This is a genomic window from Pseudomonas sp. PHC1 (genome assembly GCF_046487845.1).
GTDB lineage: Bacteria > Pseudomonadota > Gammaproteobacteria > Pseudomonadales > Pseudomonadaceae > Aquipseudomonas > Aquipseudomonas sputi.
Genome location: NZ_JBJXHJ010000001.1, coordinates 457765 through 479780, shown reverse-complemented (window position 1 = coordinate 479780; position 22016 = coordinate 457765). Strand labels below are relative to the sequence as shown.

Here is a 22016-nt window from a genome sequence, read left to right as displayed (position 1 = left end):
ATTGACCAGCGCGAGCAAAAGAACAGTTCAGGGGCTCGCGCCATTCAAAAATAAAGGGCGCGGTCAGACCGCGCCCTTCAGACAACGCATCACTCGCCCTGACGGGCCGGAGCGTCGAGTTCGAAAGCCGTGTGCAGGGCGCGCACGGCCAGTTCCAGGTACTTCTCTTCGATCACCACGGAAACCTTGATTTCCGAGGTCGAGATCATCTGGATGTTGATGCTTTCCTTTGCCAGGGATTCGAACATACGGCTGGCCACGCCTGCGTGGGAACGCATGCCGACGCCGACGATCGAGACCTTGGCGATCTTGGTGTCGCCCACCACTTCACGGGCACCGATCTCGCGAGCGGTGTTTTCCAGCACGGTTTGCGCGGACTGGTAGTCGTTGCGGTGCACGGTGAAGGTGAAGTCGGTGGTGTTATCGTGCGCGACGTTCTGCACGATCATGTCGACTTCGATGTTCGCGGCACTGATCGGGCCAAGAATCTTGAACGCCACGCCCGGGGTGTCTGGCACGCCACGGATGGTCAGCTTGGCTTCATCGCGGTTGAAAGCGATGCCGGAAATGATCGGCTGTTCCATGGTTTCCTCTTCATCAATAGTAATGAGGGTGCCCGGACCCTCCTTGAAGCTGTGCAGTACGCGCAGCGGAACGTTGTACTTGCCGGCAAATTCTACCGCGCGGATCTGCAGCACCTTGGAACCGAGGCTGGCCATTTCCAGCATCTCTTCGAAGGTGATCTTGTCCAGACGCTGAGCGACCGATACCACACGCGGGTCAGTGGTGTAGACACCATCGACGTCGGTGTAGATCTGGCACTCATCAGCCTTCAGCGCAGCGGCCAGCGCCACGCCGGTGGTGTCGGAGCCGCCACGACCCAGGGTCGTGATGTTGCCGTGCTCGTCGACACCCTGGAAACCGGCGACCACAACCACGCGACCGGCTTTCAGGTCACCGCGAATCTTCTGGTCATCAATCTGCAAGATACGCGCTTTATTGTGCGCGCTGTCCGTCAGGATCCGCACCTGATTGCCGGTGTACGACACCGCCGGCACACCGCGCTTGATCAGCGCCATGGCCAACAGGGCGATCGTCACCTGCTCACCGGTGGAAACAATCACGTCCAGTTCACGGGGAACCGGTTGATCTTCGCCACTGATTTGCTTGGCCAGATCGATCAGACGGTTGGTCTCGCCGCTCATTGCAGACAGCACAACCACCAGGTCATCGCCAGCATCGCGGAATTTCTTAACCTTGTCGGCGACCTGCTCGATTCTCTCGACAGTGCCGACCGAGGTGCCTCCAAATTTCTGTACGATCAAAGCCATTTCAAAGCCGCCTCTGCCCATGAAGGGCGCCCAATAATCACTCGAACAGCCGCCGGGCCCGCCACTAGACTGCAGGCCCGACGGGCCGTCTTATAAACCCTGCTCGACGAATGGAACGGTCAGCGCCAGTGCGCCATCCAGTGCGCCGGCGTCGACACCGCCGCCCTGCGCCATGTCCGGACGACCACCGCCCTTCCCGCCCACTGCCGCAGCAGCCTGTTTCATCAAATCACCGGCTTTGAGTTGGCCAGTCAGGTCCTTGGTCACGCCTGCGACCAGTACGACCTTTTCCTCATGGACACTGCCGAGCAGGATCACTGCGCGGCCGAGTTTGTTTTTCAGCTGATCGACCAGCGCCAGCAGCGCCTTGCCGTCCTGACCATCCAGACGCACGGCCAGCACCTTCACGCCTTTGACGTCCACGGCCGAGGCCGACAGATCGTCGCCCGCAGCGGCGGCAGCCTTGGCCTGCAACTGCTCGAGTTGCTTTTCAAGCGCACGGTTGCGTTCCAGCACCGCCGACAGCTTGTCGATCAGGTTGTCGCGGCTGCCCTTGACCAGGCTCGCCGCTTCCTTGAGTTGTTCTTCAGCAGCGTTCAAGTAAGCCAGCGCCGCAGCGCCGGTAACTGCTTCGATACGACGCACACCCGATGCCACACCGCCTTCGCTGATGATTTTCAACAGGCCGATGTCGCCGGTACGGTTGGCGTGGATACCGCCGCACAGCTCGACGGAGAAATCGCCGCCCATGCTCAGCACGCGCACGTTGTCGCCGTACTTCTCGCCGAACAGCGCCATCGCGCCTTTCTGCTTGGCGGTTTCGATGTCGGTTTCTTCGGTTTCAACTGCGGAGTTCTTACGGATCTCGGCGTTGACGATGTCTTCCAGCGCTTTCAGTTGCTCCGGCTTGATCGCTTCAAAGTGGCTGAAGTCGAAACGCAGGCGCTGACTGTCGACCAGTGAGCCCTTCTGCTGAACGTGATCGCCCAGCACTTTGCGCAGTGCAGCGTGCAGCAAGTGAGTGGCCGAGTGGTTCAGCGAGGTGGCGTGACGCACGTCGGCTTCGACGTGGGTTTCCACCGGTGCGCCAACGATCAGGCTGCCCGACGCCAGGACACCGTGGTGCAGGAACGCGCCGCCGGTCTTGGTGGTGTCGCGCACGTCGAAACGGCTGTCGCCGGCCTGCAGGTAACCGCAATCGCCGACCTGGCCGCCGGATTCGGCGTAGAACGGCGTCTGGTTCAGTACCACAACGCCTTCCTGCCCTTCGCTCAAGACATCCACGGACTGGCCATCTTTATAGAGCGCAACGACTTTCGCCGAGCCGCTGGTGGCGTGATAACCGGTGAATTCGGTGTCGACGTCAACCTTGACCAGGCTGTTGTAGTCCAGGCCGAACGAGCTGGCGGAACGTGCTCGGACGCGCTGGGCTTCCATTTCACGCTCGAAACCGGCTTCGTCGATGGTCAGGCTGCGCTCGCGGGCAATGTCTGCGGTCAGGTCCATCGGGAAACCGTAGGTATCGTAGAGTTTGAACACTACGTCGCCCGGCACCACGTCGCCTTTGAGTTCCGCCAGATCCTGCTCGAGGATTTTCAGGCCCTGCTCCAGGGTCTTGGCGAATTGCTCTTCTTCGGCTTTCAGTACGCGCTCGATGTGTGCCTGCTGGGATTTCAGCTCCGGGAAGGCTTCGCCCATCTCGGCCACGAGTGCGGCAACGATCTGGTAGAAGAAGCTGCCCTTGGCGCCCAGCTTGTTGCCGTGACGGCAGGCGCGACGGATGATCCGGCGCAGTACATAACCGCGACCTTCGTTGGACGGCAGCACGCCGTCGGCAATCAGGAAGCCGCAGGAACGGATGTGGTCAGCCACGACTTTCAGGGAAGCCTGATTGTCGTTGCTGCAGCCGATGGCCTTGGCCGATGCGGCCAGCAGGCTCTGGAACAGGTCGATTTCATAGTTCGAGTGAACGTGCTGCAGCACGGCACTGATCCGCTCAAGCCCCATGCCGGTGTCCACCGACGGGGCTGGCAGCGGGTGCAACACGCCATCGGCGGTGCGGTTGAACTGCATGAATACGTTGTTCCAGATTTCGATGTAACGGTCGCCGTCTTCTTCCGGCGAACCCGGTGGGCCGCCCCAGATATCGGCACCGTGATCGTAGAAAATCTCGGTGCAAGGACCGCACGGGCCGGTATCGCCCATGGTCCAGAAGTTGTCGGAGGCGTAAGGCGCACCCTTGTTGTCGCCGATGCGCACCATGCGCTCGGCCGGCACACCGACTTCCTTGGTCCAGATGTCGTAGGCCTCGTCATCACTGGCGTAGACGGTGACCCACAGTTTTTCCTTCGGCAGGTTCAGCCACTTTTCGGAGGTCAGGAAGTTCCAGGCGTAGGTGATGGCATCACGCTTGAAGTAATCGCCGAAGCTGAAGTTACCCAGCATTTCAAAAAAGGTGTGGTGACGGGCGGTGTAACCGACGTTTTCCAGGTCGTTGTGCTTGCCGCCGGCGCGCACGCATTTCTGGCTGGAGACGGCGCGGGTGTACGCGCGCTTTTCCTGGCCCAGGAAGCAGTCCTTGAACTGGTTCATCCCCGCGTTGGTGAACAGCAGGGTTGGGTCGTTGCCCGGAATCAAAGAGCTGGAGGCTACACGGGTGTGGCCTTGCTCTTCGAAGAAGCGAAGGAAGGCTTCACGGATTTCTGCGCTTTTCATTAGGTTCTTCCACGGAGGCTGCGGCCAAAGGCCTACGAAACGTCAACAGACGAAACGACGGCAAAGGGCCGCATTATATCGGCCCTGCGCGCGGGGTACAGCGTGTTTATACGATAGAAACGGTCAATTGGGACGCTAACGCTGTCACTTGCGCGAAAACTCGACGAATGTCGCGATCACTTGCTCGATTTGCGAGCGATTGACGTCCATGTGCGTGACCATGCGCAGACGGGCGGCAGCGCTCAACTTGATTCCACGCTCGGCGGCAAATGCCTTGATCGCCTGAGCACGATCACCCATCTGCACGTAAACCATGTTGGTCTGCACCGGCTCTACACTGAACCCGGCCTCGCGCAGGCCCTCGGCCAGCAACTGCGCGTTGGCATGGTCATCCGCCAGACGTTCGACGTTGTGATCCAGCGCATACAGTCCGGCCGCCGCCAGCAATCCAGCCTGACGCATGCCGCCACCGACCATTTTGCGCAGACGCCGGGCCTTTGCAATCAACGCTGACGAACCGCACAGCACCGACCCGACCGGCGCGCCGAGGCCTTTGGACAGGCACACCGAGACCGAATCGAAATATTGGGTGATTTCCCGGGCATCGACCCCGAGCCTGACCGCCGCGTTGTACAGCCGCGCGCCGTCCAGATGCAGCTGGAGGCCATTGTTCTGAGTGAACTGGCGGGCCCGGGCCAGATAGTCCAGCGGCAGCACTTTGCCCTGCATGGTGTTTTCCAGCGCCAGCAGACGGGTGCGGGCAAAGTGGAAATCGTCTGGTTTGATCGCCGCCGCCACCTGATCCAGGTCCAGCGAGCCGTCGGCCTGCACTTCCAGCGGTTGCGGCTGGATCGAACCGAGCACCGCTGCGCCACCACCCTCGTACTTATAGGTGTGCGCCTGTTGACCGACGATGTATTCGTCACCGCGCTCGCAGTGCGCCATCAAGCCCAGCAGGTTGCTCATGGTGCCGGTCGGGACGAACAGCGCGGCGGCAAAACCCAGCCGTTTTGCCAGTTCGGTTTCCAGACGATTGACCGTCGGATCTTCGCCATACACGTCATCACCGGTGTCGGCGCGAGTCATCGCGTCGAGCATGGCGGGAGTCGGTTGGGTAACGGTGTCGCTGCGAAGATCGATAACGCTCATGAACCTGGCCTCTGGTCAGCAGGGGAAATCCCTTTTCGAAGACGAATTACTGCGGGCATGGCGCGGATTAATCAACCCTTGCGCAAGGAAAAGTCGTTTTCGTGCTTCGAAAAATCCGATGACAATCATCACAAAGGCGCAATGCACGGTCTGGAAATCTGTGTTAAAAACCCTGCGCCGCCCGATAAAGGGCGGCGAAACGTTCTCAGGGCGGGGTGCAATTCCCCACCGGCGGTAATTGCGCGCAATGCGCATAGCCCGCGAGCGCTTGGTGACGGACACGGCAACAACCGTGAACGACGGCAAGGTCAGCAGACCCGGTGTGATTCCGGGGCCGACGGTCACAGTCCGGATGAAGAGAGAACGGGATTGACGCCAAAGGGCCGTCCGCCGTGTTCGCGCGAGCGTGCGTACCCTTGAATCCCTTTCGATTCATAACGCCCTGTTTTTCACACAAACAGGAGTCAGAACATGCAACCCACCGCTATCGACAGCAAAAGCAAACACACTCACGGCGAGCGCGTCGCGTTCATCCAGGCCTGCTGGCACAAGGAAATCGTCGACCAGAGCCGTAAAGGCTTCCTCGCCGAAATGATCGCCCAGGGTTATCAGGAATCGGACATCGATTTCTTCGAAGTCGGCGGCGCCTTTGAAATGCCTCTGCACGCCAAGCTACTGGCCAAGACCGGGCGTTATGCCGGCATCGTTGCCGCTGCGCTGGTGGTGGACGGCGGGATCTACCGTCACGAGTTCGTCGCCCAGTCAGTGGTCAGCGGCCTGATGCAGGTTCAGCTGGAAACCGAAGTGCCGGTGTTCTCGGTGTCGCTGACCCCGCACCACTTCCATGCCGGCGAAGAGCACCAGAAGTTCTTCTTCGAGCATTTCGTGCACAAGGGTCAGGAGGCGGCGAAGACCTGCGCCGATACGTTGCAGAAAGTGCGAGCGTTGCGCCGCACCGAGCCACGTGCTGTAGCGGTCTGATGCAATAACGATCTCCCCCGCGCGCTGCGTGGGGGAGATTCAGTTTCAGGCGAGATTTTCGTCAGTGGTCGGCACGATCAAAATGCCTGCCCGCAGGCCATTCTTGACCTTGGGGTTGGGGAAAATGATCCGCGCGCCCTGCTCTTCGATGATCCAGCGGGTATTGGCCAGGTCTTCGGCCAACACATAACCCACATCCAGCTCGGAAAAGTTTTCGATGTCCGCCGGCAGATTCAGGCGGAACGCATCGCTGTGCTTGATGATTTCCCGGGCGACGCTGAACAGTTGCAGACCGTCCAGGCCCTGCCCGGCCATCTCCGGCTCGGTGCCTTCGATGATCTGCTTCAGGCGGGTTTCCAGCAGCGACACATTGACCCCGGCGTTCTGGCCGAACGGCCGCGCCTTGCCCAGTTCCAGGGTAAAGGACTCGGCACCCAGCTTGTCATAGGTGTAGGCGCTGAACACGATCGACGGTTTGTTCTGCAACAGCACCGCTTCCATGCCCGCGGCGCGCAGACGTGCCAGCTCAAGACGGGAATGCTGGCGACCTTCCTTCCACGGATACAGGGCGAACTGCTCGATCTTCGAACCGCGAATCGCCGTGTGCAGGTCGTAGTGCAGGCGCTGACGATCAGGCAGGCTGAAGAAACTCGCCGCCAGGCGTTCCAGCTCGCAGGCGCGCAGGGCTTCGGAACCGCTGCTTTGTTCGTGACGGCCGTTGAACAGCCGATTGACGTCCTGCTCGACGAAACGCTCGCCCTTGCGAATCGCTTCCGGGTTGCCGAACAGGAACAAAATGCGTGCGCGCGGCTTCAGGTCGCCGCGGGCGATGCCATGCAGCAGCCGGTCGAGCAATTCGATCGGTGCCGTTTCGTTGCCGTGGATGCCTGCCGACAGCAGCAGGTCCAGGCCATTGTCACGCGCTTCGGGTGGCCGGACTTCCAGCGCACCCTCGCTCAACCAGCGCATGCGCACGCCTTCGACAGTCAGTTGAGTCTTCTCCGCCGGTTCGCGGCCGGCGAGGGTCAGTTCAAGCAGTTTGCCGAGGGCGAGCATAGAGCGGTTTCCTTAGTGGTCGTGGTTGCAATCCGGGCCGTGCACGTGGCCGTCATCGTCGCCAAGGTCAGCCGGTTCCATCTCCAGTTGCAGACTTACCAGATTAGTCGCCAATGGGCGCAACAGCAGGTTGGCGTACTCTTCGTCGCCCTCTTCGACGTCCACGCCGATCAACAGTTGGCCGCGGCCGTCCTGCTGGATCCACAGCTCTTTACCTTGCCACATGACCGCGACGCGGGTGCAGGAAGTTTGCAGTTGCGTGCCGTCAGTGTCTTCAAGGATCAGCTGCAGGGAATCGCTCATGTTTTACGCTCTCTTGGGGAGATGGAACCGCGCGCCGCGATGAGGCGGCGCAACGGTCATCAATTGATCTGGAATGGATAAACCGCGCCCAGTTTAAGGATTTGCGTCAGTTCATCCAGTGCCGTCCGGCATTCAAGCAGCAACTGCGGATCCGCCAGATCGCTTTCGGTCAGGCGGTCGCGGTAGTGCTTTTCAACCCATGCGGTCAACGAACCGTACAACGGGGCGGTCATGATAACCCCTGGGTTGACGGCCGCCAGCTCGGTTTCGTTGAGCGCGACGCGCAGTCGCAGGCACGCCGGGCCACCGCCGTTCTGCATGCTTTGCTTGAGGTCGAAGACTTTCACTTCGCGGATCAGGCCGCCGGAACTGGTCAGGCCTTGCAGGTAATTCCACACGCGCTCGTTGCCACGGCACTCTTCCGGCACGATCAGCAGCATCGAACCGTCAGGGCGCGACAGCAGCTGGCTGTTGAACAGGTAAGAACGCACCGCGTCGTCGACGGTGACTGCCGAACGCGGCACGCAGACCGACTGGAACTTGCCCCCGACCTTGGCCAGTTTGGCTTGCAGTTCGGCCAGCATCTGATCGGTGTCGAGGAACGCGTCCTCGTGATAGAACAGCACCTCGCCGTTGCCCACCGCGATCACGTCGTTGTGGAACACGCCCTGATCGATCACGGCAGGATTCTGCTGCGCATAGACCACGCCGTCGTCACGCAGGCCGTGCAGACGAGCGACCGCTTGCGACGCTTCGAGAGTCTGGCGCGCCGGGTATTTCTGCGGCGCCGGGTAACGGGTGTCGAACGCACTGCGACCGAACACAAAGAACTCGACGCCGGCCTCGCCGTACTCACGGCAGAAACGTGTGTGGTTGGCCGCACCTTCGTCGCCGAACTGCGCCACCGCCGGCAATGCGGCGTGGTGAGCGAAGTGTTGCTGGTTGGCGAACATCGCGCCCAGTACACGGCTGGTGGTCGGGTGCTCGATGCTGCGGTGGTATTTGCAGTTCAGGTTGGCGGCGGTGAAATGCACGCGACCGTCAGCGGTATCGGCGCTCGGGCTGACCGTAGCGGCGTTGGCCACCCACATGCTTGACGCCGAGCAACTGGCGACCAGCAGCGGCATCGCTTCTTTGGCGGCGCGCTCGATCACCTGGGCGTCGGTGCCGCTGAAACCCAGACGGCGCAAGGCTGCCACGTCCGGACGCTCCTGCGGTGCGAGCACGCCCTGCTGAAAGCCCATTTCCATCAGCGCTTTCATTTTCGCCAGGCCTTGCAGCGCCGCTTCCTTCGGGTTCGAGGATTGCTGGCTGTTGCTCTGGGACGCAACGTTGCCGTAGGACAGACCACCGTAGTTATGGGTCGGCCCCACTAGACCGTCAAAATTGACTTCATAGGATTTCATCAGCGAGGCTCCACGAGAATCTGTTGTTATAGGCATCGGGTAACAATTCAATAAGACCGAGTCGCGGCCTTCGCGAGCAAGCTCGCTCCCACAGGGATCTCATCGCCCTTGCGGGGGCGAGCTTGCTTGCGAATGGGCATCACGCCATCTTCACGCCAGGCGTCAGGGCCGCCGGCAACACCAGGCTCGGGGTTTCCAGCGAGGCCACCGGGTACGCGCAGTAATCCGCCGCGTAGTAGGCGCTGGCGCGGTGGTTGCCCGAAGCGCCGACACCGCCGAACGGTGCGCTGCTCGCAGCACCGGTCAGCTGCTTGTTCCAGTTGACGATCCCGGCACGGCTTTCCAGCCAGAACTGCTGGTAGCGCTCTTCGGAATCCGACAGCAAGCCAGCGGCCAGGCCAAACGCGGTGTCGTTGGCTTCGGCAATCGCCGCCGCGAAATCGGCGTAGCGGATCACCTGCAGCAGCGGACCGAACAGTTCTTCGTCGGAGCGATCGGCAACCGCCGTCACATCAACGATGCCCGGGGTCAGCAGCGCCGACTGCGGCTGCGGCTGAGTCATCGCCAGCAGCGACACTGCGCCGTTGGCCAGCAGATGCGCCTGGGCATCCATCAACGCTTTCGCCGCGCCAAGGGAAACCACCGAGCCCATGAACGGTGCCGGCTGCTGATCGAACGCGCCGACCTCGAGGGTCGAGCTGACTTCTACCAGACGCTTGAGCAGGCTGTCGCCCCACGCGCCTTGCGGCACCAGCAGACGCCGGGCGCAGGTGCAACGCTGACCGGCAGAAATGAACGCCGACTGAATGATCGTGTACACCGCCGCGTCGAGGTCAGCGACCTGATCGACCACCAGCGGGTTGTTGCCGCCCATTTCCAGCGCAAGAATCTTGTCCGGACGACCGGCGAACTGCTGGTGCAGGTGATTGCCGGTACGGCTGGAACCAGTGAAGAACAGACCGTCGATACCCGGGTTCGCCGCCAGGGCAATCCCGGTTTCCCGGGCGCCTTGCAGCAGGTTCAGCACGCCGGCCGGCAGACCGGCTTCGATCCAGCACTTGACCGTCAGCTCGGCGACTTTCGGGGTCAGCTCGCTTGGCTTGAACAGCACGCTATTGCCGGCCAGCAGCGCCGGCACGATGTGGCCGTTCGGCAAATGGCCAGGGAAGTTGTAAGGGCCGAACACGGCGACCACACCGTGCGGCTTGTGGCGCAACACGGCGGTGGCGTCGCCCAGCGGGCCGCTCTTTTCGCCGGTACGTTCGCGGTAGCTCTGCACCGAGATCGCGATCTTGTTGACCATGCTGGTGACTTCAGTTGCGGCTTCCCACAGCGGTTTACCGGTTTCCTCACCGATGGTGCGGGCCAGTTCGTCGGCATGGTTTTTCAGCGCAGCGGCGAACGCTTCGAGCACGCTGATGCGCTCTTCCAGCGTGCGACGGGCCCAGCCCGGGAACGCCTGACGCGCAGCCTGCACGGCCGACTCGACCTGAGCGGCGGTGGCGCCCTCCCCCGACCACAGCACTTGCTGGGTCACCGGATTCAGCGATTGAAAGGCCTCGCCCTGACCGGCCAGCCACTCACCTGCGATGTATAGCGAATTCATTATTTCGACTCCCGGGCAGCAGACAACGCCACGGCGCGCACCTGATCGCCAGCGTTGAGTTGAAGACGTTTGGCGGTCAGCGGATCGACCACCAGGGTGCCGGCAGCCAGACGGGCCGGCGCCGCCGTGATGCGGCAATCTTCGCGTTTGCGGTTATGGATGATGAACGGCGTGGCGTCGTCGCCCGGCGTGCCGATGGCCAGCACCAGCGCCTCGCTGTCACGCACCGCGCGGATCTTGCTGGTCTCGCACTCGATGGCGGGACCTGCGTCAAAGATGTCGACGTAACCCTGATAGCTGAAGCCTTCGCTCTTGAGCATCGCCAGCGCAGGCTCAGTGTCCGGGTGCACCTGGCCGATGACGTTGCGCGCGTCCGGCGACAGGAAGCAGGTGTACAGCGGGAATTTCGGCATCAGTTCAGCGATGAATGCCTTGTTGCCGACGCCGGTCAGGTAATCGGCCTGGCTGAATTCCATCTTGAAGAAGTGCCGGCCCAGGCTTTCCCAGAACGGTGAACGACCGGCTTCATCGGATACGCCGCGCATCTCGGCAATGATCTTGTTGCCGAACAACTCCGGGAATTCGGCGATGAACAGCATCCGCGCCTTGGACAGCATGCGGCCGTTGAGGCCGGTGCGGTAATCGGCGTGCAGGAACAGCGAGCACAGCTCGGAGTTGCCGGTCAGGTCGTTGGCCAGGAACAGCGTCGGGATCTCGCGATAGATGTTCAGTTCCTGCGAGGCGCTGACGGTCAGGCCGACGCGGAAGTTGTACCACGGCTCACGCAGACCGACGGCGCCGGCGATGGCGGAAATCCCCACCACGCGACCGTTGTCGTCTTCGAGCACGAACAGGTAGTCCGCGTCGCCACGGCCGGCTTCACCGCGAAAGGTCTTCTCGGCCCAGCCGACCCGGTGGGTCAGGCGCTCTTCGTTGGCCGGCAAGGTGGTCAGGCCGGTGCCGGTGCTGCGGGCCAGGTCGATCAGAGCGGACAAATCGCTGCTGCGTACGGGACGAACAATCATGCTATCTCCTCAAACGGGCCGCCGTGGCCACCCGTAAAACTCGCTAAGGCGTTAAACCGCCACCAGGCGTACGCTGGCACCTTCACCGACGCCCAGGGCTTCGGCCGCTTCCAGATCCAGGGTCACCGGTTTGCCCGGCGCGTAATCCAGCTCAAGCAACACCGCGCGGTAATCCTGCAACTGGGCATTGGCCACCAGATACTGGCGACCGGCACCTTTGACCGGCTCGCCGAGCTTCACCGGCACCACGCGGCTCTGGGCGATCGAACGGATCCCCGAAACACGCGCATGCAGGGTCGGGCCACCGTCGAAGATGTCGATGTAGTGATCGGTCTCGAAGCCTTCGCGCATCAGGATGTCGAAGGTGATCTGCGCACGCGGGTGCACCTGGCCCATTGCTTCCTGGGCGGAGTCCGGCAGCAACGGCACGTAGATCGGGTAATGCGGCATCAACTCGGCGAGGAACGTCCGGCTTTTCAGGCCACACAGACGCTCGGCCTCGGCGTAGTTCAGGTCGAAGAAGTTGCGACCGATGGCATCCCAGAACGGCGAGTCGCCGTTCTCATCGCTGTAACCGACGATCTCGGTCACCACCGAATCGGCGAACCGCTCCGGGTGGCTGGCGACGAACAGCAGACGGCCACGGGAGTTGAGTTCGGCCCAAGGCGAACCCACCAGCTCGCGCTGCACGTAAAAACTGGTCAGCAAGCTGTTGCCGGTCAGGTCGTGGCATTGCGAGAGCACGTGGATCTTGTTGTGGATCTTCAGCTCGCGGGAGGCATGCACGAAGGTCTCGTTGCGAAAGCTGTAGAACGGCTCGGAATAACCGGCCGAAGCGACGATCGCCGAACAGCCCACCAGCTTGCCGGTGGCGGTGTCTTCGAGGACGAAGAAGTAACTCTCTTCACCGTTGAAGCTCACTTCGGCGGCAAACGAGGCTTCGCTCGCAGCGATCTTGTCGCTCAGGCGTTCAACGTCATCCGGCAAGGAAGTGACACCAATCGGGCTGTCCGCAGCCAGACGCTGTACCTCGCCCAGATCAGCCATTTGCGCGGGGCGCATCACCAGCATGGTGTCACTCCTTTCTCTACTTCAGGTCGGCGAAAGCGCCGACTCGGGAAAAAAATGCCGGGCAGGCCCGGCACAGGAAAAGGGTCCCGGCGCCTGTCGGTGACGACAGGCGCCGGGCGGTCTTGCATGAATCAGGCTTGCGTCAGTTTCGCCGCAGCACGTTCGAAGCGATCCAGACCGGCGTCGATATCCGCGTCTTCAACCACCAGGCTCGGAGCGAAACGGATCACGTCCGGGCCGGCCTGCAGAATCATCAGGCCTTCTTGTTCAGCGGCGTTGAAGATGTCCTTGGCCTTGCCTTTCCAGGCGTCGCTCAGCACGCAACCGATGAGCAGACCAAGACCGCGCACCTGGGTGAACAGGCCGTACTTCTCGCCGATCTGCTGCAGACGGGTCTTGAACTTGTCGTGCTTGGCGTTGACGCCGTTCAGCACCTCAGGGGTGTTGATTACGTCGATCACCGCCTCGGCCACGGCGCACGCCAGCGGGTTGCCGCCGTAGGTGGTGCCGTGAGTGCCGACGACCAGATGCTTGGCCAGCGCTTCGGTGGTCAGCATAGCCGCGATCGGGAAACCGCCGCCCAGGCTCTTGGCGCTGGTCAGAATGTCCGGAACCACGCCGAAATGCTGATAGGCGAACAGGTTGCCGGTGCGGCCCATGCCAGTCTGCACTTCGTCGAACACCAGCAGCGCGTTGTGCGCGTCGCACAGTTCACGGGCGCCTTGCAGGTAAGCCAGCTCGGCCGGCAACACGCCGCCTTCGCCCTGGATCGGTTCCAGAACGACCGCGCAGGTCTTGTCGGAAACAGCGGCTTTCAACGCTGCCAGATCGTTGTACGGCACGTGAGTGATGCCGGTGATTTTCGGGCCGAAACCGTCGGAGTACTTCGACTGGCCACCGACGTTCACGGTGAACAGGGTACGGCCGTGGAAGCTGTTGAGCGCGGCGATGATTTCGTACTTCTCGCTGCCGAAACGGTCGAACGCGACACGACGGGCCAGCTTGAAGGCGGCCTCGTTGGCTTCGGCGCCGGAGTTGCAGAAGAACACGCGCTCGGCAAAGGTGGCGTCGATCAGCTTGTGCGCCAGACGCAGGGCCGGCTCGTTGGTGAACACGTTGGACACGTGCCACAGCTTGTTCGCTTGCTCGGTCAAGGCACCGACCAGCGCCGGGTGCGCATGGCCCAGTACGTTGACGGCGATGCCGCCGGCGAAGTCGATCAGCTCGCGGCCGGCCTGATCCCAGACGCGGGACCCGGCGCCACGCACCGGAATGAAAGCGGCAGGCGCGTAGTTGGGAACCATAACCTGGTCGAAATCGGCGCGTTGTACCGCAGCGTGCTCAACGGACATCGGAGTCTCCTGATGAGGGCCACCCGCCTGAAACTGGCGAGCGATGGGGGGATTGTAAGGACAGTTTTGTGCCCGGCCTTGCCGCCAAGCGACAACTTCTTATAGCGCAAACCCCGGATTTTCCCGGGTTTACGGCAATGCGACATATAGCGTCGCAAAGGCGCAGTTTAAACCGTCGCCGACAATTGCAGCAGGCCCGAGAACATATCAATTGCAGGCCACGGCAATGTCATATCTATATACCGCACCCCGCTTGCGCCATTTTGATCTGCTTGGCTCATTTCCAGACGCCAAGGCGCAACCCCCATGCACTCACCGACCGAACCGCAACCGGCTGCCATTGCCGGCAATCCTCCCTCACACTATCAGCCGCTGGTAGACGCGATCCCCGAATGGCTGGGCCAGGCCTCTTGCGCCCGGCGCGCGGCATTGAAGAACAACCGGCGCCCCTTCACCGACAACATCAGGAAAGCCCCCCGGGCACAGCACGATCAATTGCGCGCCGCGATTGCCGGGCACATGCAGGTACAAAACAGCGTCGATCAGCGGCTTGCACAGGTGCAGGACGTCAGCGCTTTTGCCGAGCCCCTGCTCAAGGCGGCACTCCAGTCACGATTCGGTCTGGAACTGGATGTGAAGGAAACCTTCCTGCGCCTCTATCTGCCGGCCACCACCCCCATTTTCGGCATCAGGACAGGCGTGCGCAGCTGGACGGTTTCCCTGCTGGACGCGGCATTGCACAACTTTCAGAAGGACGAGGCCCGGGAGGACGCCTACGATCGCGACTCCTGCTTCATCACCCGACCGTCAGAAACCGGTCGGTTCGACACCTTGCCGCAGATCCGCGCAAAGATCAGCATTCCGGCCTTCGTCAGCCTTTGTCGGGAACTGGATATCGGCGCTGGCTACAAGGCCTACCTTGAAGACTGCCTGGGCATCTCCAACCCGGTCGTTGCCACCATCCTGCCCGACAGGCTCAAGGAGAGTCAGAAAACCGCCCTGAAAGCAGACCTGCAACTGGCACGACTCAATGGCGACGTTGGCGAGCACTGGCTGCGGCTGATCAACGGAATGCTCGACGGCCTGCAGGGCATGCGCATCAACGGTCACGCCTTGCGCTGCCAGGATTTGACGATGATGTCGGCCCCTCTCACCGGCATCGTGGTTTTCGCTGCGGATCTGGAACAGGCACGGGTCGCGCTCGGAGTGGTGGCCTACATACCGGGCGACCCGGAACACCCGATCAAGGAGTACGCCTCGAGTGCCGACATGGAAAAGGAACTGGCCCGCCAGTTGCGTTCGCCGCAGTACCAGCGCTTCTTTATCCAATTCGTCGCCCACGAACAAAGAGGACATTTCCTTGCCGATCTGAACCGACGCCTGAGCCAGGTGAAATGGCATGAACCGCAGTCAGGCAGCCAACTGCCCCCCTGGCGAGAAACACCGATCGAAAAGCCCAAGCTGCAACTGGCTGCGTCGCCCATCACCGGCGATCTCTGGGAACACCTCTACCAGCGCAAACTGAACAAAATACTCAACGACGCCGCCACCCTTGCCGTCCCGACCGCCGACGCCGACCGAAAAGCGCGCTGGGCGCTCTGGGATTCGCTCGTCGACATAGCCTCCTCGATCCTCCAGATCGCCTCGTTTGTCGTGCTGCCTTTCGTGCCGTTCCTGGGCGAAATGATGATGGCTTACATGGCCTGGCAATTTCTCGACGAGGTCTTCGAAGGCATTGTCGACTGGGCCGAAGGTGCGGTAACCGAGGCCGGCGAACAATTGTTCAGCGCCCTCGAATCACTAGTTCAACTGGGAGCCTTCGGTATCGGCGGTGGCATCGCCATGGCGGAGTTGCCCAAGGTATTGCCGCCGAGCGTCGTCTCCTTTATCGACCGATTCCGGCCCGTCGAGCTGCGCAACGGCAAGACCCTGTACTGGAAACCCGAGCTCAAACCTTACGAGAGCCCGATCACGCCGCCAGAAGGCGCCGTGCCGGACACGCAGGGATTGCACAGGCAACAGGGCAAAAAACTGATGCCTATCGATCAGAAACATTACGCGGTCAGCGATCACCCCCATCCTGACAAGCTGCACATCGAGCACCCGACCCGGACGGACGCTTACCGTCCTGTCGCATTTCATAATGGCGAAGGCGCCTTCCATACCGAACTCGATCGACCGCTGGAATGGGATAAAACGGTTGCATTGCAGCGCCTGGGGCCGAGCATCGAGCCATTCTCGCCCGCCCGTCGCGAACGGATCCTCAAGGTCAGCGGCTGCCACGAAGATGCCTTGCGCAGAATGCATGTCGAGCGCGAGCGCGTACCGCCGCTACTGGCCGACACGATTCAGCGCTTTCGGATCGATCAGGAGTTGCAGGTGTTCATCAGCCGCATGGCCAGCGACCAGGCCGAGGATTACCTTCATGCCGATCCGCTGATGCAACTGCAGCTGCTCAATGAGCAAAAACTGTTGCCGGGCACCCGACGCCTGCGCCTGATTGACGGGCAAGGAGAAGTCCTCTGGCAATCCTCTGCCGATGCCTCACTGCCGATGGTCGACCTGCATCAGGATCGACTGGCCGACGGCGACCTGCTCAAGACCTTGCTGCAATCGCTCGACGAACAGGACATCAACACACTGCTGGCGGAAGAGTTCGGCCAAATGATTGCCCTGAACGTTCGCACAAGCCGACTCAGAAGCCGGATTGTGCAGATCGCGACATCACGCCGTACGGCATTGTTCGAGGCACGCTATCAGGCGCTTCAGCACCGCGAAGAGCCGCTGGCGAAAAAGGCTGCCGGGCACGAACCGCACCTGCCTGCCAGGATCACCGAAGAACTGCTGCACACCGCTACCGGCGCCGAACTGCTGGCAATCGAAGCCGGAGAGTGGCCGCAGCGCCAGCAGGATCTCGCCGTCCAGGCGACCCACGAATTGCGCCTGGCCCGTGCCTATGAGGGACTGGAGCTGGACTCGGTACGCAACCCGGATACCGACATGCTGGCGCTGCACAGCCTGAAAAAATTGCCGGGATGGACGAAGGACGTGCGGCTCGAAGTCCGTAACGGATCACCCGAGGGAGCCTTGCTGGACAGCACCGGACCGCAATCAGCCACCCTGCGCAAGGTGCTGGTTCGCAAGACCGATGGTCACTGGCAACCGTTCGACCATCAAGGACTGGAACTGCACGCCCCCACCGATTTCTACACGTGCGTGCTGCAGGCATTGCCGGATCCTCAACGGCAGGCCCTGAACCTGAACATCGGAGAAGGCACGAAACTCAGGCAAGCCATTCGTGACAACCCCATGGATCGAGACGAACTGCGCCTGGCGATTTCCGACGGGGCCGTACCGCCGGTAGTCGTCGATACCCTGCGGCTGCTCGGCACACAAGGCTATGCCCGAGAAAATCCGCAAAGTCCGCGCACCCTGGAAAACCGCATCAGGCAGGTCTATCCCGGCATGGCGAACGACGATATGCCGGCCATGATGGCCCGCCTTCAAAGCCACCCTGATGGCGCTCTCGCAGAACTGTCGCGCCTTCAGCTCGAGTACGCGCAACTGGACAGCGACCTCAATCGCTGGACGATCGATGTTCCGCAAATCGATCCGGCCTCACGCCTGGCCCTTTCAGCGATCCAGAAGACCGCCATCCGACGCGACCGCCAACAGTTCGCCCATGCCTTGCGTAGCTGCTGGCGCAGGGAAACGCCGGAGCCCGGCGGTTTCCGATTGCAGTTTTCAGAACCCCTGGTGGGCGAGCTCCCGGTCTTGAGCACGAACTTCGATCATGTCACCAACCTGGAGCTGAAGGGCTCCGACAGCAGCGGCGGGCTCGATCGATTCCTGCAAGGTTTCCCACACCTGCGGCGACTGGCATTGAATCACTTCGACCTGGATGACCTGCCACATCCCATCACCACCATGACTTCGTTGCGGCAACTGAGGTTGCGCCATTGCGGCGTCAGCCTCACCCCGCAAAACCAGTTGCTGCTGTCATCGCTCAATGAACTGACCGTGCTTGACCTGCAGGGCAACCCCCTCGGCATCACGATGGACGTCAATGCCCTGCCGGCACTGCATCACCTCAACCTGACCGATACCGGAATTTCCGAGTGGCCCCACGGCCTGCTGGCTCACCCACGAATCAAAAGTGTCTGGCTTGCCAACAACCGGCTTACCGAGCTTCCGGATATCTTGTTCGATTTTTCCCAAGGCACTACCGCTGGATACGACTTTTCCGGCAACCCGTTCTCCAGCGTCACCCGTGAACGGATAAAGGCCTACTTCAATCGGACAGGCAACGACATGGGCGTGCGTGCCGCGCAATCGGACATCGACCGGACCAAGGCTCTGTTCACCGATCTCAATGATCGTCAGGCCAGTGAACTGATCTACCGATTGCCGGGGTCACTCGTTCAAGGGCAGATCCAGCTGACTCGCTGGGAAACCGAGATTGCGCAAATGACCGCCGACCTGGCCGCCTGGGTCCGGGACATTCCCGACCGCAACCCGCTTACGGGCGAGCCGTTCAGCTTCGACGAGCGACTCGCCGAACACTCGGCGCGAGACGTGTTCGCCGGGCTGCTGGAACGACTCTGGCGTCATCGTTCGCCGGCACATTCACTGATGAGGGCGGAGGTCTTCACGGCCCAACCGACATTCAGGGGCGAGATGCCCGTACTCGCGGCCGATTTCAGTCACATCAATACACTGTCCATGACCGGCAACAAGGGGATCAGCGCCACCGCCGCCTTTTTGCGCGCCTTCCCGCGCCTGAACAGCCTGATTCTGCAGGCGTTCATACTCGAAGACGCGCCCCAGACCCTTGCGCAACTCAATGCCCTTACAACGCTGACGCTGAACAACTGCGACCTGAGATTCACCGCCGAAATCCAGGCGGCACTGGCAGCCATGCCCGGACTGGAAGTGCTGGAGCTGCCGGGCAATCCGCTTGGCAGCGCACCCGATCTGAGTGAACTGGGCGAACTGACTTACCTTGACCTGTCCAATACCGGCATCGTGGACGTGCCGAGCGGCATGGAGAGTCATCCGAAACTGAAAACCGCTGTCGTCAGCGAAAACCATATAAGAGAAATCCCCGACGCCTTCTTCTCGCTCCCGGCCCGCGTCAGCGAAGGATTCGATTTTTCCGCCAATCCACTGACCGACCAGACGCGGGAAAGAATCAAGACCTATTCCCGCGAGCACGGCCCGGACTTTGGAGTCCTTGCCGACCCGACGGACATTGGCATCACCAGGTCGTTGTTTCCAGACCTCGACGAAGAAGAAGCCAGCGAGGTGTTCTATGGCTTGCCAGGCGACATCGAGCATGGCCGCTCTCAACTCAGGCACTGGCAGGCGGAGATCGAACAACTCTCATCGGACCTCGCGCACTGGATCAATGCGACGCCGACCTCGCACCCGATTACCGGCGAACAGATGAGTCCGGCACAAATGGTCGTGGAACATACACACAGAACGACGTTCGCCCGGCAACTGGAGCAATTCTGGCGTGCGAGAACGCCAGATACACCCAGGCTAAGAAGCGACACGCTTATTCTGGACCTGGCGCTCATCGGTGACCTGCCTGCCTTGTCGGCAGACTTCAGTCACGTTTCCGACCTCTCGTTCAGAGGTAACAATGCACTGAACAACACGGACACCTTCCTCGTCTCGTTCACCGGACTGCGGCATCTGGAACTGCATGATTTCTCCTTCACGCAACTTCCCCCTGCCTGCGAACGAATGCCGTCGCTGCAGCGCCTGATCATCGAAAACTGTGCGCTGACATTGACCCCGCAGACACAGGCCAGACTCACGTCCCTCAAGCGACTGCAGTACCTGAATCTGAGCCGCAACCCGTTGGGTGCTGCGCCATCACTGTCGGGCATGACAGCACTCGTTCATTTGCGAATGGTCAACACGGGGGTCACCCGCCTGCCGGACGGCATGTTCGATCACCCACGACTGACTGCCGTGAATCTGGACAACAACCTGATCAGCGAACTGCCCGATGCCGTGTTCAACATCCCGTCGCCACACCCCGCGCAACTGAGCTTTACCGGCAATCCGCTGAGCGTGGCCTGTCTTGAACGCGTCAAGGTCTACTTCCAACAGAAACGGCAGAATTTTGGAATCTTGATGCCTCAGGAAGACCTGGACCGGACCCTGTCGCTCTTCCCGACCCTTGATCGCGAGGATGCCAATCGTGTGCTGTATCTGTTGCCGGGGACGATTGAGGACGGCCGGATGCAGATTGCAAACTGGGAAACGCAGTGGCAGCAACTTGAAGCGGATCTCACGTCCTGGGTGACCGATGTACCCGAGCGCTTCCCGGCTACCGGTGAGTTGCTGAGTGAAGATCTGCGCCTGGCCGAGCAGGCCGATCGCGAGATATTCCGCCGCGAACTTGAAGCATTCTGGCGTGAACGGCTGGAAGAACAACCTGAAACCAGGTCACAGATGCTGAACCTGAATATCGCGTTTGTCGGCGATCTGCCGCCGCTGCGCACAGATTTCAGCCATGTTCTGAGCCTGTCACTCAATGGCAATACACAACTGCGGATCAACGACCGCTTTCTCCAGTGTTTCAGCGGGCTCAAGACCTTGGAGTTGCGCGACATGGCCTTGGGGCAGCTTCCGCGAGCGATCACCGGGATGCCTGAGCTTGAAGAGCTGGTGTTAAGCAATTGCGCCCTGACACTGGACGACGACGGCCAGACGGCCCTCTCTGCAATGACCCGCCTGACCAGCCTGGACCTCTACCGCAATCCGCTGGGCCAGTCGCCCGATTTGCGCGGCATGACAGCACTCGAGTATCTGGACCTGGCGAGCACCGGTATCCACGAACTGCCCGAGGGCCTGTTGAATCTGCCGAACATCGAAACCGTGGTGCTCAACAACAATCGCATCACCGACATTCCGGCAGCCGTCTTCGAAATGCCAGCCTCCGTGGGCGCTGGCTATGACTTCGGAGACAATCCGCTGAGTGCCATCACTCGCGAACGCATCAAGGACTACTACCGTCGCACTGCCGAGGACCTGGGTGTGCTGGCCGAGCCGGCGGACATCGCCCGCGTCCAGACACTGTACCCGGCGCTGAACGATGAGCAGGCCAGTGCTTTCATCTATCGCCTGGACGGCACCCTGGCGGACGGCCGAATGGCGTTGACACGCCTGGAAGAAGAGCTCGAAACGCTGCGAGGAAATCTGGCCGCGTGGGAAGCCGACATCCCCGATCATCCGGTGAACGGGCTGCAAGAGGAACACGACAGGACTGACTTCGCGCAAGCGTTGTTGATGTGCTGGCGCAAGACGCCGGTGGAAGGCGCGCACGTCGCGGATCATCGATTCACCTCGACCCTTTCGATTCGGGGTGAACTGCCGACATTGCATGTCGAGTTCAGCCATGTGTCGGACCTTTACCTGGTCAACACCGGCGCTCACTGGCCGCGCCTAGGCCGATTCCTGGAAGCATTCCCCAACCTTGAACATGTCGACATCCGTGGCTATGACCTGGGCACCGTACCCGAGGCCATCTTCAGGATGAACCGGCTGATCACCCTGAGCCTGCCGGCCTGCCGCATCACCCTGACCCCGCAGGAAGTGAATGGACTGGCCGGGCTGCATACGCTCGAACTCCTGCACCTGCACGACAATCCTTTAGGGCTGACTCCCGACCTGAGCAATTTGCAAAGCCTGAACGATCTCGACCTGAGCGCCACCGGCATCCGCGAAATACCCAGGGGCGCGCTCGAAAATCACAACTGGATGGAAATCGACCTCTCAGGCAATGAAATCACCGAAGTCCCGGACGAACTCCAGGAAGTGCCGGCCTACGTCGGCGACCGCTACGACTTGCGCGGCAATCCCTTCTCCCCCGAGGCGATGAACCGTATTCGAGCGTACTACCAGCAAACGGGTCATACGCTGAACGTCGACAACGTCATCGGACAGCCGGCTCCCGAGACTCGTCCCGGGGTCGTGATAGAAGATTGAAAGCAGCGGAAACGACA

At 61.3% G+C, this 22016-nt stretch carries 13 protein-coding genes and 1 riboswitch; of the genes, 3 read left to right on the top strand and 10 right to left on the bottom strand.

Annotated features, from left to right (window positions below; translation table 11 throughout):
* Positions 1 to 89: 89 nt before the first annotated feature.
* The 3 genes from ACKJSM_RS02145 to ltaE form a co-directional block, all read right to left on the bottom strand.
* On the bottom strand, positions 90 to 1331 hold the full coding sequence (locus ACKJSM_RS02145) for an aspartate kinase (protein ID WP_007951048.1): 1242 nt from the start codon (positions 1329 to 1331) through the stop codon (positions 90 to 92).
* A gap of 90 nt (positions 1332 to 1421) precedes the next feature.
* Positions 1422 to 4046: an alanine--tRNA ligase gene (gene alaS / locus ACKJSM_RS02140; RefSeq protein ID WP_339488991.1), complete on the bottom strand. Its 2625-nt coding sequence runs from the start codon at positions 4044 to 4046 to the stop codon at positions 1422 to 1424.
* 144 nt (positions 4047 to 4190) lie between these two features.
* Complete coding sequence (gene ltaE, locus ACKJSM_RS02135) at positions 4191 to 5195, bottom strand: low-specificity L-threonine aldolase (RefSeq protein WP_410236520.1); 1005 nt, start codon at positions 5193 to 5195, stop codon at positions 4191 to 4193.
* Here ltaE and ACKJSM_RS02130 point away from each other — a divergent pair.
* Both ACKJSM_RS02130 and ACKJSM_RS02125 read left to right on the top strand, forming a co-directional pair.
* Positions 5194 to 5433 (top strand): hypothetical protein, encoded by a 240-nt coding sequence (locus ACKJSM_RS02130; protein WP_410236519.1) that lies wholly within the window; start codon positions 5194 to 5196, stop codon positions 5431 to 5433. The two genes, ltaE and ACKJSM_RS02130, sit on opposite strands and share 2 nt — an antisense overlap.
* A riboswitch (FMN riboswitch) is annotated at positions 5393 to 5564 on the top strand. Its footprint overlaps the gene before it by 41 nt.
* Before the next feature lie 102 nt (positions 5565 to 5666).
* The gene (locus ACKJSM_RS02125) at positions 5667 to 6176 is read left to right on the top strand and encodes a 6,7-dimethyl-8-ribityllumazine synthase (protein WP_011335530.1); all 510 of its coding nucleotides are present in this window, start codon (positions 5667 to 5669) and stop codon (positions 6174 to 6176) included.
* 45 nt (positions 6177 to 6221) lie between these two features.
* Here the strand turns inward: ACKJSM_RS02125 and astE are convergent, their stop codons facing one another.
* The 7 genes from astE to ACKJSM_RS02090 all read right to left on the bottom strand — a co-directional run bounded on the left by astE (position 6222) and on the right by ACKJSM_RS02090 (position 13995).
* Positions 6222 to 7232 (bottom strand): succinylglutamate desuccinylase, encoded by a 1011-nt coding sequence (gene astE / locus ACKJSM_RS02120; protein ID WP_410236518.1) that lies wholly within the window; start codon positions 7230 to 7232, stop codon positions 6222 to 6224.
* Positions 7233 to 7244: 12 nt separating this feature from the next.
* Positions 7245 to 7535 carry a hypothetical protein gene (locus tag ACKJSM_RS02115; protein WP_011335531.1) on the bottom strand — a complete coding sequence of 97 codons (291 nt, stop codon included), beginning with the start codon at positions 7533 to 7535 and terminating at the stop codon, positions 7245 to 7247.
* Positions 7536 to 7594: 59 nt separating this feature from the next.
* The gene (astB, locus tag ACKJSM_RS02110; protein WP_064598800.1) at positions 7595 to 8941 is read right to left on the bottom strand and encodes an N-succinylarginine dihydrolase; all 1347 of its coding nucleotides are present in this window, start codon (positions 8939 to 8941) and stop codon (positions 7595 to 7597) included.
* A gap of 139 nt (positions 8942 to 9080) precedes the next feature.
* The gene (gene astD, locus ACKJSM_RS02105) at positions 9081 to 10550 is read right to left on the bottom strand and encodes a succinylglutamate-semialdehyde dehydrogenase (RefSeq protein WP_236178103.1); all 1470 of its coding nucleotides are present in this window, start codon (positions 10548 to 10550) and stop codon (positions 9081 to 9083) included.
* Positions 10547 to 11572: an arginine N-succinyltransferase gene (astA, locus tag ACKJSM_RS02100; protein ID WP_027612638.1), complete on the bottom strand. Its 1026-nt coding sequence runs from the start codon at positions 11570 to 11572 to the stop codon at positions 10547 to 10549. The genes astD and astA overlap by 4 nt, the downstream gene beginning before the upstream one ends.
* A 51-nt stretch (positions 11573 to 11623) precedes the next feature.
* Entirely contained in the window at positions 11624 to 12643 is a 1020-nt protein-coding gene (aruF, locus tag ACKJSM_RS02095; RefSeq protein ID WP_064598807.1) for an arginine/ornithine succinyltransferase subunit alpha, read from the bottom strand.
* A 131-nt stretch (positions 12644 to 12774) separates the two neighbouring features.
* Positions 12775 to 13995, bottom strand: a complete 1221-nt coding sequence (locus ACKJSM_RS02090; protein WP_410236517.1) for an aspartate aminotransferase family protein — start codon at positions 13993 to 13995, stop codon at positions 12775 to 12777.
* A 558-nt stretch (positions 13996 to 14553) separates the two neighbouring features.
* Between ACKJSM_RS02090 and ACKJSM_RS02085 the strand changes: the two genes are divergently transcribed.
* Positions 14554 to 21999: a dermonecrotic toxin domain-containing protein gene (locus ACKJSM_RS02085; RefSeq protein WP_410236516.1), complete on the top strand. Its 7446-nt coding sequence runs from the start codon at positions 14554 to 14556 to the stop codon at positions 21997 to 21999.
* Positions 22000 to 22016: the final 17 nt, after the last annotated feature.